This is a genomic window from Pediococcus acidilactici, assembly GCF_016127815.1.
Taxonomy (GTDB): domain Bacteria; phylum Bacillota; class Bacilli; order Lactobacillales; family Lactobacillaceae; genus Pediococcus; species Pediococcus acidilactici.
Window position 1 is genome coordinate 1,964,577 of record NZ_CP066046.1, and the last position, 14,314, is coordinate 1,978,890.

General features: G+C 42.7%; 15 protein-coding genes. 7 read left to right on the plus strand and 8 right to left on the minus strand.

The window, feature by feature from the left end:
* Nucleotides 1-106: 106 nt before the first annotated feature.
* Entirely contained in the window at nucleotides 107-511 is a 405-nt protein-coding gene (locus tag I6H64_RS09550; protein ID WP_036685608.1) for a hypothetical protein, read from the minus strand.
* Between the two features lie 92 nt (nucleotides 512-603).
* On the minus strand, nucleotides 604-2,022 hold the full coding sequence (locus I6H64_RS09555) for a C69 family dipeptidase (RefSeq protein ID WP_008841958.1): 1,419 nt from the start codon (nucleotides 2,020-2,022) through the stop codon (nucleotides 604-606).
* Nucleotides 2,023-2,117: 95 nt separating this feature from the next.
* Here I6H64_RS09555 and I6H64_RS09560 point away from each other — a divergent pair, with 95 nt between their 5' ends.
* The gene (locus I6H64_RS09560; RefSeq protein ID WP_008841957.1) at nucleotides 2,118-2,750 is read left to right on the plus strand and encodes an endonuclease III domain-containing protein; all 633 of its coding nucleotides are present in this window, start codon (nucleotides 2,118-2,120) and stop codon (nucleotides 2,748-2,750) included.
* A gap of 206 nt (nucleotides 2,751-2,956) precedes the next feature.
* Here I6H64_RS09560 and I6H64_RS09565 read toward each other — a convergent pair whose 3' ends face one another.
* The gene (locus tag I6H64_RS09565; protein WP_008841956.1) at nucleotides 2,957-4,762 is read right to left on the minus strand and encodes an FtsX-like permease family protein; all 1,806 of its coding nucleotides are present in this window, start codon (nucleotides 4,760-4,762) and stop codon (nucleotides 2,957-2,959) included.
* 12 nt (nucleotides 4,763-4,774) lie between these two features.
* Nucleotides 4,775-5,533: an ABC transporter ATP-binding protein gene (locus tag I6H64_RS09570; protein ID WP_002832552.1), complete on the minus strand. Its 759-nt coding sequence runs from the start codon at nucleotides 5,531-5,533 to the stop codon at nucleotides 4,775-4,777.
* Between the two features lie 166 nt (nucleotides 5,534-5,699).
* Between I6H64_RS09570 and I6H64_RS09575 the strand changes: the two genes are divergently transcribed.
* On the plus strand, nucleotides 5,700-5,990 hold the full coding sequence (locus I6H64_RS09575) for a hypothetical protein (RefSeq protein ID WP_002829498.1): 291 nt from the start codon (nucleotides 5,700-5,702) through the stop codon (nucleotides 5,988-5,990).
* Here the strand turns inward: I6H64_RS09575 and I6H64_RS09580 are convergent.
* Nucleotides 5,987-6,550 carry an LOG family protein gene (locus I6H64_RS09580; protein WP_008841954.1) on the minus strand — a complete coding sequence of 188 codons (564 nt, stop codon included), beginning with the start codon at nucleotides 6,548-6,550 and terminating at the stop codon, nucleotides 5,987-5,989. The two genes, I6H64_RS09575 and I6H64_RS09580, sit on opposite strands and share 4 nt — an antisense overlap.
* A gap of 304 nt (nucleotides 6,551-6,854) precedes the next feature.
* On the opposite strand from I6H64_RS09580, the gene I6H64_RS09585 reads away from it, so the two are divergent.
* Nucleotides 6,855-8,780, plus strand: coding sequence for an acyltransferase family protein (locus I6H64_RS09585; RefSeq protein WP_056985136.1), 1,926 nt, complete (start codon nucleotides 6,855-6,857; stop codon nucleotides 8,778-8,780).
* Nucleotides 8,781-9,097: 317 nt separating this feature from the next.
* Here the strand turns inward: I6H64_RS09585 and I6H64_RS09590 are convergent, their stop codons facing one another.
* The 3 genes from I6H64_RS09590 to I6H64_RS09600 form a co-directional block, all read right to left on the minus strand.
* Entirely contained in the window at nucleotides 9,098-9,820 is a 723-nt protein-coding gene (locus I6H64_RS09590; RefSeq protein ID WP_005918429.1) for a DUF6198 family protein, read from the minus strand.
* A gap of 22 nt (nucleotides 9,821-9,842) precedes the next feature.
* Nucleotides 9,843-9,992 carry a PLDc N-terminal domain-containing protein gene (locus I6H64_RS09595; protein ID WP_232623508.1) on the minus strand — a complete coding sequence of 50 codons (150 nt, stop codon included), beginning with the start codon at nucleotides 9,990-9,992 and terminating at the stop codon, nucleotides 9,843-9,845.
* 125 nt (nucleotides 9,993-10,117) lie between these two features.
* A complete protein-coding gene (locus I6H64_RS09600; protein WP_036685605.1) occupies nucleotides 10,118-10,735 on the minus strand; it encodes a DedA family protein in 618 nt (205 codons plus the stop codon).
* 193 nt (nucleotides 10,736-10,928) lie between these two features.
* Here I6H64_RS09600 and I6H64_RS09605 point away from each other — a divergent pair, with 193 nt between their 5' ends.
* Genes I6H64_RS09605 through I6H64_RS09620 form a run of 4 tightly spaced genes read left to right on the plus strand, consistent with a single transcriptional unit; the run spans nucleotide 10,929 to nucleotide 14,263 of the window.
* Nucleotides 10,929-11,810 (plus strand): ABC transporter ATP-binding protein, encoded by an 882-nt coding sequence (locus I6H64_RS09605; protein ID WP_232623509.1) that lies wholly within the window; start codon nucleotides 10,929-10,931, stop codon nucleotides 11,808-11,810.
* Nucleotides 11,803-12,561, plus strand: a complete 759-nt coding sequence (locus I6H64_RS09610; protein ID WP_036685602.1) for an ABC transporter permease — start codon at nucleotides 11,803-11,805, stop codon at nucleotides 12,559-12,561. Before I6H64_RS09605 ends, I6H64_RS09610 begins: the two co-directional genes overlap by 8 nt.
* Nucleotides 12,554-13,654, plus strand: coding sequence for a sensor histidine kinase (locus I6H64_RS09615; RefSeq protein WP_008841947.1), 1,101 nt, complete (start codon nucleotides 12,554-12,556; stop codon nucleotides 13,652-13,654). Before I6H64_RS09610 ends, I6H64_RS09615 begins: the two co-directional genes overlap by 8 nt.
* A 3-nt stretch (nucleotides 13,655-13,657) precedes the next feature.
* Nucleotides 13,658-14,263, plus strand: coding sequence for a response regulator transcription factor (locus I6H64_RS09620; protein ID WP_008841946.1), 606 nt, complete (start codon nucleotides 13,658-13,660; stop codon nucleotides 14,261-14,263).
* Nucleotides 14,264-14,314 lie beyond the last annotated feature (51 nt).

A 14,314-nucleotide genomic window follows, 5' to 3' on the forward strand; every position in this document is an offset into this window, starting at 1 on the left:
ATACATGTAATAAAAAATAGCGCCTAGAATTTCTAAGTGTAAAGTGAACCCCCGATATTGGTCTAAATCCAATATCGGGGGTTCACTTCAGTGTGCTAATTTTGTTTTATTTATGCGATGACGCATCATTCTTTAACAAAAATAAGTAAATTACAATTTTAGTTATGTTAATGATTGACCAATAGCATAAACATATAAAGGCAATTACTCCAATGATAAGATTTGAATTGACCAATTGATAAATGGAGATAAATATCCAAAACATGCAAAAAGAAAACCATTCGATAAAGACTAGTGTTTTATGGTCAGAAAGGTGGTTAAGATGATTTTCATGTACACTATCTACTTGATCAGTAGAGTTGTCTTCGAAACTTAAGATGGCCAAAACCAGAAAAATGGCGGCAGTTACCCCATCTTTTATGACGGGCGACGCAACTAGTAAATCTTGGATAGTAAAAAAAGAAAAGATAATAACCAATAAACTAAGAGCTATAGTAGTTAATTTGTTCATCATGTTTCTCCTAACGATATATTGTTATAAAAAAATAGGAATTTCCGGTTTTTCCGAAAGTTCCTATTTTGATTTTCGATTAGTATTGAATATTAAAGATTCTTATCCATATTAAACGTCAATTTCGAAAGCGTTAATCCAGTAGCAAGCAGATCGTTAAAATGTTTCATTGTGCGCTCTTTCATCGCAGCTACGGTTTGATGGTTGGCTTCGGTTAAGAACTTGGTTAATTCTTCACCAGACAATTCAGCGGCTTGACGATCAATTTCAGCAACCCGGCCACGCAAGAATTCTTTAGAAGCAGTTACGTAGTCCACGTTCTTTTGGATGAATTGGCTATAGTGGCCTTCCACAACGGAACCAACCGCGCGGTACATCCAGTAAGCGTCGTCCAAATTCATGGTTTGCTTAGTAGCGCTGTAGCTAGGATCAGTATCCGTAGCGTTGTTAAAGAACGGCACGTATGGGCTAAATGCTGGGACACCGAAGTTAAGCCAGAAAATTGCGGAACGATCTTCAGGCACGTCGTTACGAATTTGCAAAACGTGCGAATTTTGGGTCCGGTTCATTGAAATTGGCCGGAACTTCAAGCGATCCTTGTCATCACCATGACCAAACGGATCGTATTTAGTTTCGTTGTAGTGCGAACTCAAAATGTTGCCCACGTCTTCAACCGTAATTTTACGACTTGCTTGACGAATGAACGGTAATTCTGAAGATTGCGGGTCCTGTTCGATTTCTGGGTTAAGGTAAAGTTGTCCATACCAAACCCGCGGAGTATTGTAATGTCGGTCTTTTTCAGTATCGGTACCGAAGATGTGACGGAAGTTCCAACCTTCATGGTCAGGATTCAAATGGTATTTTTCAACGAATTCTTGAATGCCTTCCGACCACATAAAGTTGTCAGGGTCGTTGAAATCAACTTGTTGAATTGCCACTTGGTTAGCAGCTACGGCGTAAGAATCGTCAGGAATTCGTTGAGCAACCCAGTGATGCCCCGTGACGATTTCCATGTACCATACGTCATCCTTGTCACTAAAGATGACGCCGTTACCTTCAGGAGAGCCATACTTAGCAATTAACTTACCTAAGTATTCTACGCCCATCCGCGCGGAGTCAATGTAAGGAAGTACCATGGTTGGCATAGTGTCTTCGGCAAGCCCATTAGGAACGAGCGGGTCGTACGCCAGGGTCTTAGGGTTTCCGTAGACACTTTCGGTGGCACTCATGGCAACGTTCTTTTCGTTAAAACCACTTTCGTCATAGATTCCGTCCCGATCAGGATCAATGTTAGGAACGGCGCTGTGACGGTAGCCATTAGCAGGTAATTTTGCTGTGAACCCATTTTGTGAGGAGACGATGGTTTCGTCTACGCCACTTTCAGCGGGATGCATGTAAAAACGGTGCGGTGCGAGTGGCAAGAAAGTGTCGTCGTTACGAGCGACCATGGTCGAACCATCGATTGAGGCTTTCTTACCAACTAAAACGGTTGTGCAGGCTTTTTCAGTCAAATTCAGGACTCCTTTATATTAATTATCTTCTATTCTAACGCAAATTTAATAATTTTAGGCCTTTTATAATAATTTTTTTAAGATTCGCCGATATAATGGGGACGGAGGTGGCAACGGTGCAGGTCAAAACAATTTATCAAACGATGTACGCTCGAATGGGGAAGCAACCTTGGCTAGAAGAATGGCAGGAAACACCCTGGGAAGTCGTGTACGGAGGGATTTTAGTACAAAATACTAGTTGGCGAAACGTGGTCCCTAGTTTAAACAACTTGAAATTAAATTTTAACTTCAATCCGAAGTTAATTTTAGAATTAAGTGACGAAGAATTGCAGCAAAATGTCCGTCCGAGTGGGTTTTATACGCGAAAGGCGGCTACCATTAAAAATATTTTACAATGGGCGAAGGGCTACGATTTTTCAGTTTCACGGATTCAGAATTTAACTTCAAGCCAACTTCGAGCGGAGTTACTTGCATTACACGGGATTGGCCCAGAAACGGCGGATTACGTGATGATGTATGCATTTGAGCACGCGGGATTTATCGCCGATAAATACAGTAGAAGACTTTTTGAAAGAATGGGCTGCCCGTTACCTAAAGGATATGAAGCAGCGAAAAAAATGGTGGAAGCAGAATTAGATTTAACACCAGAACAGTGGAAGAATTTTCACGCGATGATTGTGAATGATGGAAAAGAGAGTGGAAGAACCCGAATAGTTTCTGAAGATTAACGCAACTAAGGCATTGACCGCGGTTTAAGTGGTCAATGCCTTAGTTTGGTTAACTAGAAGAGCTGGATTCTGGGACTCGTTTTAACACGTAAATAATTATATTAACCCGTTAACAGCAAAAAGCCTTCAAGATATTCTTGAAGGCTTTTTGCTGTTTTTAAACTGAATGTAGTTTTTCCAATCCCCGATTGATGCGTTTGTTCCCGTTATTTCTTCTTCGGTAACACGATTAACTTGTAAATCCAAGTAGTCAAGAGGTAGTAAATCAGATATACCACCACGAAAATAATTATTGGATATTGGATATGGTAGTACGGATCGTGCAATAACGGTTTAAACATTTGAAGTCCAAACAAAACGTCGATGACTCCCAAGATTCCTGGAAGAGCGAACAAGACGAAAATTTCATTGTTGATACTCTTCTTCATTAAGGAACGTCGCGTTCCGACCTTATTTAGAAGGTTATAGCGCACGGTATCTTGGCGAGTTCCAGAAAGAATCTTGAACATCAAGCAACTTGTAAGCATTGCAAGGAAGGCAATTCCTAAGAAATAACCGATAAACTCAAGACCACCGTAAATTCCACTGAGCACTAGGTAAGCTGGGTAAGTACCTACTCCGCTAACAAATTCATCTGGTAGTGGATGTGCACTATTTTGCATGTCGTAGAGCTTCTGTAAAGTGTTCCGATTTTCGCCAATGTTTTTGACGGTGATGAGGCTGACGGTGCCCTTTTCACCATTTAACTGGTCAAATTTAGCTGTTGGATAAAATTGAGGCGTAGTATCAATTTTTGAACCGCCTAGGCCAATGAAATCCATGCTATGACTAACGTTAGTTTTTAAATCGTTTAGCGTAGTTTTAACGCGTTTTGCTTCACCAGGATGCGCAGTTGTAGCGTCAAATTTCACCGTATAGTACGGATGTTGTTCAAATTGATCTTCGTTGTAGTAAACGTGTGAGTTAGCAAACTTTTGGTCGTAACTAGTTACTTGGACGTCCGTTAACTTGTTGATCAATTGTTTTTCTTTAGGAGTAGGGTTATTTAGCGCCATTGTGTAAGCACTCTGTAATTTCGCCGAAGAATCAATTTCACGATTAAAGGCGGAACCAACCGTAATTGCTCCTAATGCCAAGGCAAATAGTAACGAAGTAATGGTTAAAATCTTGTTGTAATCCCGGATCCGGAACATGATTTGCGAAAGGGTGAAGTTGTTTAACTTCCGCTGTGCAAATCCGGAGTTCTTTAACCAGTGGATGATTAACGTCATGCTAGAGCGGAAAATCAAGAAACTACCGACTACGATGGTAACTAAAGCAATCGGAATCGCAGAAAGTTGAAGGTCCATAATCTTAGCAAGCGCGTAATAACCAATCCCGACGAGGACAATTCCAGCAACGCCAGAGAAAAGCAGTCCAATGGGATTAATCTTAATTCGGTCGACAGTATCAGTCTGCTTAAGTAGCTTCAAGACTGGCTTCCGAACTAAAGACTGTAAATTAAACAGTGCGGCAATAAAGAACAAAATCAAGTATAACAAGATCGTTGTTAGAATTGCCTTGAAATAGACCGGGTTGAATTTATGAATTTCTAACCCAAGGTGATTAAAGAGCAGTTGTGAAATTCCACCGGTTAATCCTACCCCTAACAGCAAGCCTAAGGCGGTAGCAATAATCCCAACGGTCATGGTTTCGAAAACCATCAAACTACCAACGCGCCGTTTTTTGGCACCCAGCATCATGAATAATCCATAATCATGAAGGCGCATATTCAATAGGAATGAATTAGCGTACATTACGTAAACAAACGTGATGATTACCAATAAAACTTCCCCGAATATAAAGACTGGGCTAGCAAACTTAAAGTTAGCATTTGCCTTGATAAAGCCCTCGTTAGTTGCTAAGTTGGCAAACATGTAGAAAATTGCCGAAGACATTACCAAGCCAGTTAGTAAAACCACGTAATCGCGAAGGTGGTTTTTAATATTAGAAAGAGCTAGTCTGAGTAACATTATGCAAACCTCCTACTGTTCAAACGTACCGAGTTTTTCAAGAATTTCTTGATAGAACTCAGAACGTGAGGTACCGTTGCGCCGCAGCTCTTGGCCAATGACCCCGTCTTTAATGAAGAGAATTCGTTGACAGAAGCTTGCTGAGAACGGATCGTGGGTAACTAAGAGGACGGAAACGCCTTGCTTTTGGTTAATATCCGTCAATAATTCCAACATTTCTCGTGCACTATTAGAATCCAAAGCTCCAGTTGGTTCGTCCCCCAATAGTAATGCTGGTTGATGAACGATGGCCCGGGCAGCGGCAACCCGCTGCTTTTGCCCACCAGAAAGTTCAGTTGGGTATTTCCGCAATAGGTCTTGGATTGACAAAGTTTCTGCAACTGCGTGAACCGCTTGTTTAATAGCGCTGCGACGAACTCCTTGCAAAGAAAGTGGTAAAGCGATGTTTTCTTCCGCCGTCAAAGTTTCCAAAAGGTTAAAATCTTGGAAAATAAAACCAATTTCTTTAGAACGGAAATCAGCGATTTGATTTCCCTTTAGGCGAGTAACGTCCTGTTGGTTAATTAGTACCTGTCCACTAGTTGGCTTATCTAAAGTTGCCAACATGTTCAATAGGGTGGTTTTACCGGAACCAGATGCTCCCATGATCCCCACAAATTCCCCTGTTTGAACATCAAAATTAATTCCCTTTAGTGCTTCGTATTGCCGTTCGTTTTTTCCCCCATAAGTTTTACGCAAGTCCGAAACACTAACAATATTTTGGTTGTTCATAAAAAGCCCCTCCCGAATTACTTAATTACTTATGTGACTAACTATATAAATAAATGAGTGAGATGTCAACCGTAAACTTTATTCTCAATTTTTGCCGCAATATTGTTACAATGGAATTAGTAAAAGATAACGATTTCTTCAATATAAATTATGGGGAGTGGCCACAATGACGCATACCGTTGGAATCATATTAACTATGTTATACGGAGGTTTCTTGATTTATAGTGCACTTCGAATTGAAGCGCAGGTAGAGACCTGGATTATGGCGGCTAACATCATTGTGGGAGCGTTAATGTTGCTAAATTTTATCCAGCCGTGGCTAGGGATAGCCGGATTAATACTGGTATTGCCGGTTTCGTTAGTTAACGGGCAGCTAATTTTTTTCAATATTAACTGGCCTCATTTTGTAGTCCGGGTGATTGTGACAATCCTATTAGTGGTGTCGCTTCTGGCTTAGTATCGCCGGATTGCAGGCGGGGTGTAACTATTGATGAATTGAAAAATTTCGTCTAATGAATCCGAGAATAGTAATTTTTCACGCGCGGGTTTGGCTAAGAATCCATTTTTAACCATGCGATCATAGAATTCTTGCAAGGCATCGTAGTAATGGGCAACGTTGTAAAGGGCGCACGGCTTGGCATTTTCACCAATTAATGACCAAGAGTACACTTCTGCAATTTCTTCAAGGGTGCCGGGTCCTCCGGGGAGTGCCACGAAGCCATCCGCAAGCTCCATCATCCGTTGCTTGCGGACCGGCATGTTTTCAACGACTTCTAGTTTAGAAATTGCTGAGTAACTAGCACCGCGATCGGCAAGGTTCTGAGGGATGATGCCTTCGACGTAGCCGCCGGATTCTAAGACAGCTGTGGCAATTTGCCCCATTAATCCGTATTTGCCACCACCATATACTAGCCCCATTTGATGTTTTGCTAAGTACTGACCTAATTGTTGAGCAGCTGCGGTATAGTGGGGTGATTCACCTTCGGCAGCGCCACAAAATACTGCGATTTTTTTCATGAATGAGAATTCCTTTCTTAATTTCAAAGTTATAGCTATCTTACCACGCCAATTCACGATTTTAATAAGTGATGATGGGGTGGTAAAATCATCTCTGGTACTTCATGGGCGGATGTTTGGTATGCAAACCTCCTCTTTTTGTTTACATTAATGTAGGAATTAGATAAAAATTAAAAATGTTTTATACATATAGTTGGATATTTGGAATGGTTATTATATGATATTAATCATTGAGCGTACATAATTAATCAACATTTATGGGGGAGAAAAAGTTGTTTATTTTGGATGTTAGAGGTAAGCGTGAATGAAAGAGTTTGATGAAGTTTCTTTAGAATACAAAAATACGGGGGCGCGCCGCTACATTACTGGATTTGATGGTTTGCGCGTGTTGGCACTTTTAGGAGTTATTTTCTACCATCTAATGCCTTATAAGGTTCCGGGAGGGTATCTTGGGGTGCCAATCTTTTTTGCGGTATCTGGGTACTTAATCACGGATATTTTTATTCAGGAATGGGATCGTACGGGGAAAATAAAATTAGGGGCTTTTTATTTACGCCGGCTGCGGAGGTTATATCCGACCCTAGTCGTCGTGTTGGTGGCGAGCACCGCTTATATGACCATCTTCGCGCATAATTTATTGTCGCATATCCGAAGCATAATCTTGACCAACCTGACCTTCGTATACAACTGGTGGCTGGTGGGTCACGGGCAGTCATACTTTGACCGGTATAATGGGGAGTCACCCTTTACCCATTTATGGTATTTGTCGGTACTCGGACAATACTATTTTATTTGGCCGCTTTTACTAATTGTGTTGTTAAAAATTTACACCCATCGTCGGGTGCAAGTAGCGGGGATTTTGTTCTCGCTTAGCGTTATTTCAGCAATGATCATGGCAATTCTGTACCATCCGGACACGGTTAACCGCGTTTATTACGGTACGGACACCCGGGTAGCGCCCTTCTTGATTGGTGCGGCGTTGGCTTTTATTTGGCCTTCCACTAGGTTGAAGAAAAACCTTGATTTGCATAAAAATGCCGTTGCGAACATTATCGGATTGATCATCATGGCGTTAATGATCACGTCATTCTTCACCATGCCAGGGACTTCTGCGTGGCCTTACTATGGCGGAATCTTTATTTTTTCGGTATTGTCAGTATTGATGATTGCCATCATTGCCCATCCGGCTTTTATTTGGAATCGAGCGTTGACCAATCCAGTTTTCAAATGGTTAGGAAGCCGGTCGTACGGTATTTACATGTACCAATTACCGGTGATGGTGTTTTATGAACAAAAGGTTACCAACATTGCGGCGCATCCAGTTTTAAATACGATCGCTCCGTTAGTAATTATTTTAGTATTGAGTGAACTGTCCTACCGGTTTGTTGAGATTCCGTTAGCACAGTTTGATTATCGTCATCTAGGCCGTTTCTTGAAGGAGATGTTCGATATCGAATCAGGATTTAGATGGCGTCACGTAGGTGTGGCAGCCGTCTTGTTTGTTACCTTCGTGGCAATTTTTGGCGCAGTCACTGCTCCAGAAAAAGTCTCGCAAAAAACTGATGATTTACAGGCTAAGCTCGCTAAAAATAGCAAGGCTACGGACCGTAAAAATGCTGTCGCGCTAAAAAAACAAAAGGAAGCGCAAAAAGACCATGCCAAATCTAAGGATAAACACGTTAAGTTAACTAAAAAAGAAAAGGCAATTGCTCAAAAGTATCATCTAACGGACCAAGAAATGGGCGCAGCTAAGTCAATTCCATTAACTGGAGTAGGCGATTCCGTTCTAGAAGATACGGGAGCCGATTTACAAGAAATCTTCCCAACCGCGTTTATGTCCGCTAAGGTTGGTCGGCAGGTGGATGAAGCACCGGGATTACTAACTTCCATGAAGAAACAAGGACAACTGAGCGACAACGTGCTAATTAACTTAGGCGCAAATGGCCCGGTAAATGCTAAACAAATCGACGCTATTGAAAAGGTGGTCGGTAAGCACCGGAAGCTCTTCTGGGTTAACGTCCACGTACCTACCCAAACTTGGGAAGGTTCGGTTAACCAAACCTTGAATAAAGCTACGAAGAAGTATGATAATCTGCAAATTATCGATTGGAACGGCCCCGCTAAGAACCAACCGGGTTGGTTCTACGGCGACCACGTTCACCCTAATCCAGAGGGCTCGAAAGAGTATGCGTCGCTAGTAGCAAAGGCAATTATTAAGGCGGTGCAATGAAGGGCTTGAAGTTAGGGATTGAAAAAATTATTTGTTAACATGAGTAAATATGTCATCCAAATTTAAAAAAGAGGTTGTGACAAAAGTCTTTAAACAAAAAAACGGTTCATGAGTTGAAACTTCCTCATGAATCGTTTTTATTTTGGCGTTTTGACTTCAATAGAGCCAAAACGTGTGCCGAAAGTCAGTTTGTTCCGCTTAACCAAAAATTGCCCATTATGCCTGATTTTGGCATAATGGGCAATTTTCAGTTAATGCTCGCAAACTACCCGACTTTTGTCCCACTCTCTTTTTTAGATATTCTAATTATTAAACTTTCATCCCCGTGGCTTCTGCAACACAAAGTGGTGTTTGAAAGAAGGCGCCACGTGTTCATCGGCCCAGCCCTGGACGTACCCTTGAGTGACGAAAGCCCAAACCGTGCCAAAACCAAACGACCAGACTTGGTGATTGGCAATCAAGCTCAATACCGTCATTACTAATGGCGGTACGTAACTTGCCCATTGGGAAGCCGAGGCACGCCCGTGCAGGTACTTAAAACGAAGAATGTAAGAGAGGTCGTCGTTAGGGTGCATGATTAGGTTGGCCCGCTGGTATAAGGAAACCGCGGTGGCGACCCAAAATAACCCAAAAATATCAATAATGATATCTAGTGCAAGCTGATAGGGGTGGCTGAAGTTGGCTTGAAGTTCACCAATCCGTAAAAAATCCCGAAAAAGCGGCACAAACCACTGTACTAGGTAGCTAAAAGGTACCACGAACAGGATGTTGCGAACAAAACGAGTCCAATCTATTCGTTGGGTAAGTAGCATTGCAAGAAAGGCTACCGCAACCCCATAGATCACTAACACGGTCCCCATGACGTGATTAGCCACGGCTGGATCCGTGGAATGGGTTACCCAGTGTGCAATATTAACCGCGGAAGCCGTCCAAACTGCACTCCCCATTCCCGTGGCGATGGTCAGAGCATTTGCTGCGGAATTAATGATAATTGAGATTGTCAGCCAAAAGAACCTTCTTCTGGCATCTTGAATTTTCAAACAGGGTCATCTTCCTTCTACGTTACTCGGATTTCTGGCCGAAAGTAAAGTAAAGCCACGGTCCGATTGGCTGGATAAGGGCGACCAATAACCAAAGGGCGCGGTTACCATGTCGAAAACTACTTGCGGTGAGAATATCTTTAATACGCGAGGAAAGTTGCGGTGATTTCAAACGCTACTAGCGGCAAAAGTTCCTGCTGGCGGCGCTTATTAAGATAATGTTCTTTGGTCATTGTGAGTGTCCTTCCCAACTAAATTATAATTATCCCTATTTTATCATGAAAACGATTTCTTAGTTTAAGCTTTTGTGCGAATTCGTTTGAAATAATAAACTAACCCGCCGATGAGGAGGATTCCAGCTAGTAAAATTGCCACAACGGAAGCGTACGTATCAACCATTGCGGAAACCTCCGCCCATGCGCTGCCCGCTGCTCGTCCTAAAAGAATGAGGACTAAGTTCCAAATTAAGGTGGCAATCGTGGTTAACAAGACGAAGAGGAGCCCCGGCATTTTAGCCATCCCCGCCGGAATTGAAATTAAACTCCGAATTACGGGGACAAACCGCCCAAAAAAGATCGTTTTAAAGCCGTGGCGCTGGAAGAAACTTTGTGCTTTGGTAATGTCACTATCTTTTAGGCGCAATCCCCGACCTAAGCGGCTAGCTACTAGCCAATGTAGGCGTTCCGGATTCAAGTAGCGACCAATTACGTATAAAAGTAAAGCGCCAATAACGGCACCGACCGTGGCGGCGATTACGCTTCCCCACAAGGTCAGTTTAGACGTGAGGGTCATAAATCCCGTAAAGGTCAAAATAATCTCTGACGGAATCGGCGGCAAAAGGTTTTCCAAGGCAATCAAGAGCACAATTGCGAGGTAACCAAAGTCGTTGATGAACTGCGTAATTTGTTGTTCCATAAAATCCTCCATATTGGGGTGTTTTCTCCTATTATTCCGGGTCGGTTGCGAGAAGTCGACGAAAAACCTCTGGCAAACGGGAAACTTAAACAGTTTTTATAAAATGTGACAAATGTCATGGCAAAGTAGTGACATCTAGTACTGAATAAGGAGGCAGCAATTCCCTAGAATATGGGGTATGGAGGATCTGCTAATGAAAAATACGACACTCGTGGAAGTCCACGAATTGAAGTTCAATTATAGTTCAAAAATGGTTTTGCACGGGGTGAATTTAACCGTCCCCACGGGAGAAATCATTGGCTTGATTGGCGAAAACGGTGCGGGAAAAACCACTCTTTTAAAATTGTTATTGGGAATCTTGCATTCCCAAAGCGGTGCAATTCAGTGGAATAAGGTTGCTAAACCAGAAGTGAACACGATGTTTCAAAATAATCTGAAGCTTGTGGGGGTGACCGTGCGGGATTTATTACAACTTACTGCTGCGCAATATCGTAATCCGCGCCCGGTAGCTGACGTAATGGAAGAATTGGCCTTAAGTTCGTTTGCAAAACGCCCCTTAAGCCGGTTGTCGGGTGGACAGTTGCGGAAAGTAGCCTTTGGACTAACGTTGGTTAGCAATGCACAGTTGCTTTTTTTAGATGAACCTACCGTGGGAATGGATGTCAACGCACGACAAATATTCTGGCGTAAAATTGAACAAATGCGCGTTCAGGGAAAGACGGTTTTAATTACCAGCCATTACTTGGCAGAAATTCAGGAAGTTGCCGACCGAATTTTGATTTTAAAAGCAGGCAAAATTAAGTTAAATGGTACTTTAGCTGAACTTCAGCGAGGCTACTTAACTAGTCAAATTAGCTTTGTAACCAATCTTCCTAAAGCTCGTTTCCAAGGGCTGCCGAACGTAAAGCAGGTGCTTGTAAAGGGCCAGCAAGTTACGCTGGAGACCACGGATAGTGATCAAACACTGCGGGCTTTGGCGCCGTGGCTAAACCAATTAAATAATGTAAAAATCACCGCCGCTTCGTTAGAAAACATTTTTACCGCGATGACCAAGGAGGATGACCGCCATGAATAAATTATGGGAGCAGTTGAAATTTGATGGAAAGCGGCTAGTATTCCGCAATCCCTCGTTTTTAATAATGTCGCTGGGGATGCCAGCCTTTTTTTACTGGCTATTCACTAAATTATTTACGAATCCAGCAACTAATAACCGTGAGTTTGCCGGTAGTTATTTGGGAAGTATGATGGTGTACAGCTTGTTGATTACCTTGCTTATGGGGATGTCTACTGCTTTAATCCGGGATCGTAATGAAGGATTGACGGTATTTTTGAAATTAAATCACCACCGCTTAGACAATTATTACGCTTCGTTTTTATTGTGGAACACCCTTAAAAACTTCATGGCAATGGGGATTTTGGGGTTGGTCGCGGCGTATCTGAATGCAATTACTTTAGATCCGGTACAATGGCTGAGTTTATTGGGATTAATTTTAGTGGGGCAAATTCCAATTATGTTGTTAGCCGGGTTGCTAGCTAACGTTAAGCGCCAAGAAACGTTGGGAATGTTAATGAACTTAGTAACCTTTCCCTTGGCAATTGTGAGCGGATTGTGGTGGCCCCTAGAAACAATGCCAGAATGGGTCCAAAACATCGGGCGACATTTGCCCACGTATTTTTTAAATCGTACGATTGGACAAGTAATCAACCATGCTAAAATTAACTGGAGTAGCGTAGTGGGAATTAGCGAGTGGATTTTAATTATGGCGTTGGTAACCGCGGGGGTGGCGCAATTATTTACGAAGAGGAGTTCAGCAATTAATGCGTAGTTTTAAGGAAACTTTGAAAAAGATTAAGTGGGAGACCTACATTTGGCTAATGTACTTGCCGTTTAGCGCGGCATTCTATTTACCAGCCCGGTCGTGGACGGACTATTTTTGGCTGATGATGATGGGAGCGTTTCTCATCGTTTACATATTGGTTACCGAGGTACCTAGATGGCGGAGGGTAACGATTCCGCTGGAATTGCTAATTACCGGCTCGTTTGCCGTACTTTCATTTAACTTTTACATGATTATTTTCACCGCTTGGCAAGTTGCGTTCATCCTTTCAACGATGCCGCGGCGCCACTTTGATTGGTTTTTAATTTCGTACTACGTTTTTTTGGGGCTCGGAATTATCCGTAGTCTACAAACTAATCCGATAGCTGGTGTTGAATATACTATAAATGCGCTAGGATTAATTTTTCCGGTGCTTTCTCCAATAATGTCGTACGGGTTTGCCCGTTCAGTCCAAATCCGAAAACAAATGTCCCAAAATAATCGCCGGCTGGAAAATTTAATTCGACGCGGGGAACGGGACCGGATCGCCCGAGATTTACACGACACCTTGGGACAGAGTTTTTCCATGATTACGGTAAAAACGGAGCTCGCTCAAAAACTATTGGAGAAGGCCCCGGAACGAGTTCCCGATGAGCTTCGCGACATTGCTAAAACTAGTCGCGCCAATCTTCAACTGGTTCGTCAAATCGTTGCCGACTTGCACCAGCAGACCCTGAGCGAAGTTTTGTTGGAACAGGGTAAAAACTTGGCTCAAGCACGTATTTTTATGTTTACGGAGCACGAAGAAGCGGCTAGCAAATGGCCGACTGAAGTTCAGAATTGCTTAGCGGCGGTAATTGTAGAAGCCATAACCAACGTGATCCGGCATTCGCGAGCTTCCCAAGTCTGGATTAAATTTAATCAGGTTGGCGAAAATTATCACCTTGAAGTTCAGGATAATGGGCATGCCAAGCGGTTGACTCGTGAGAATGCTAATGGAATTACGGGGATGTTGCAAAGGGTGCGAGAACAAAATGGTGAATTTCAGATTTCAAGTAATTCCATTGGAACGTTAGTCCAAGTTCAATTGTCAAAGGAGTAAATTATGATTACGCTATTTTTAGCTGAGGATCAAAGCATGCTGAACTCGGCGCTAAGCCAGTTATTAGATTTAGAAGATAATTTAAAAGTCGTTGGGACGGCCAGTGACGGGCAGACGGCCTGGGAGATGATTCAAAAACAATCTCCTGACGTGGCTATTTTAGATATTGAAATGCCGCGGCTAACTGGCCTAGCAGTTGCACAACGAATTCACGAGGAAAAGCTGCCCACGCGCGTGGTGATTTTAACCACCTTTGCCCGGCAAACGTATTTTGAACAGGCGGTTCAAGCCCAAGTAGCTGCGTACCTATTAAAGGATAGCCCAAGTGAAGAATTAATTGGGGCGATTAATCAAGTGATGACGGGGAAAACCATTTACGATCCGGCACTCGTGCAAAGTGTTTTATCTGCGGAGCAAAGTCCGCTAACGAAGCGTGAAACCGAAGTTTTAAAGGTGGCCGCCAGCGGGATGCCGACCAAGGAAATTGCTCAACAGCTTTTTTTGAGTGAAGGGACGATTCGTAATTACTTATCGGCAATTTTTAGTAAGCTAGGGGTTCGAAATCGGCTTGAAGCAGTCGAACTTGCCCAGAATAATCGATGGATATAAAAAGACCCAAGGAATTGAGCCAGTAGTTGAAGCTCTAGAAAATTCCTTGGG

Coding starts and splice junctions, on each gene's coding strand:
- I6H64_RS09575 (WP_002829498.1), top strand. CDS start 5,700: ATGACGCATACCGTTGGAATCATATTAACTATGTTATACGGAGGTTTC.
- I6H64_RS09550 (WP_036685608.1), bottom strand. CDS start 511: ATGAACAAATTAACTACTATAGCTCTTAGTTTATTGGTTATTATCTTT.
- I6H64_RS09585 (WP_056985136.1), top strand. CDS start 6,855: ATGAAAGAGTTTGATGAAGTTTCTTTAGAATACAAAAATACGGGGGCG.
- I6H64_RS09560 (WP_008841957.1), top strand. CDS start 2,118: ATGGGGACGGAGGTGGCAACGGTGCAGGTCAAAACAATTTATCAAACG.
- I6H64_RS09570 (WP_002832552.1), bottom strand. CDS start 5,533: ATGAACAACCAAAATATTGTTAGTGTTTCGGACTTGCGTAAAACTTAT.
- I6H64_RS09565 (WP_008841956.1), bottom strand. CDS start 4,762: ATGTTACTCAGACTAGCTCTTTCTAATATTAAAAACCACCTTCGCGAT.
- I6H64_RS09600 (WP_036685605.1), bottom strand. CDS start 10,735: ATGGAACAACAAATTACGCAGTTCATCAACGACTTTGGTTACCTCGCA.
- I6H64_RS09615 (WP_008841947.1), top strand. CDS start 12,554: ATGCGTAGTTTTAAGGAAACTTTGAAAAAGATTAAGTGGGAGACCTAC.
- I6H64_RS09580 (WP_008841954.1), bottom strand. CDS start 6,550: ATGAAAAAAATCGCAGTATTTTGTGGCGCTGCCGAAGGTGAATCACCC.
- I6H64_RS09620 (WP_008841946.1), top strand. CDS start 13,658: ATGATTACGCTATTTTTAGCTGAGGATCAAAGCATGCTGAACTCGGCG.
- I6H64_RS09605 (WP_232623509.1), top strand. CDS start 10,929: ATGAAAAATACGACACTCGTGGAAGTCCACGAATTGAAGTTCAATTAT.
- I6H64_RS09610 (WP_036685602.1), top strand. CDS start 11,803: ATGAATAAATTATGGGAGCAGTTGAAATTTGATGGAAAGCGGCTAGTA.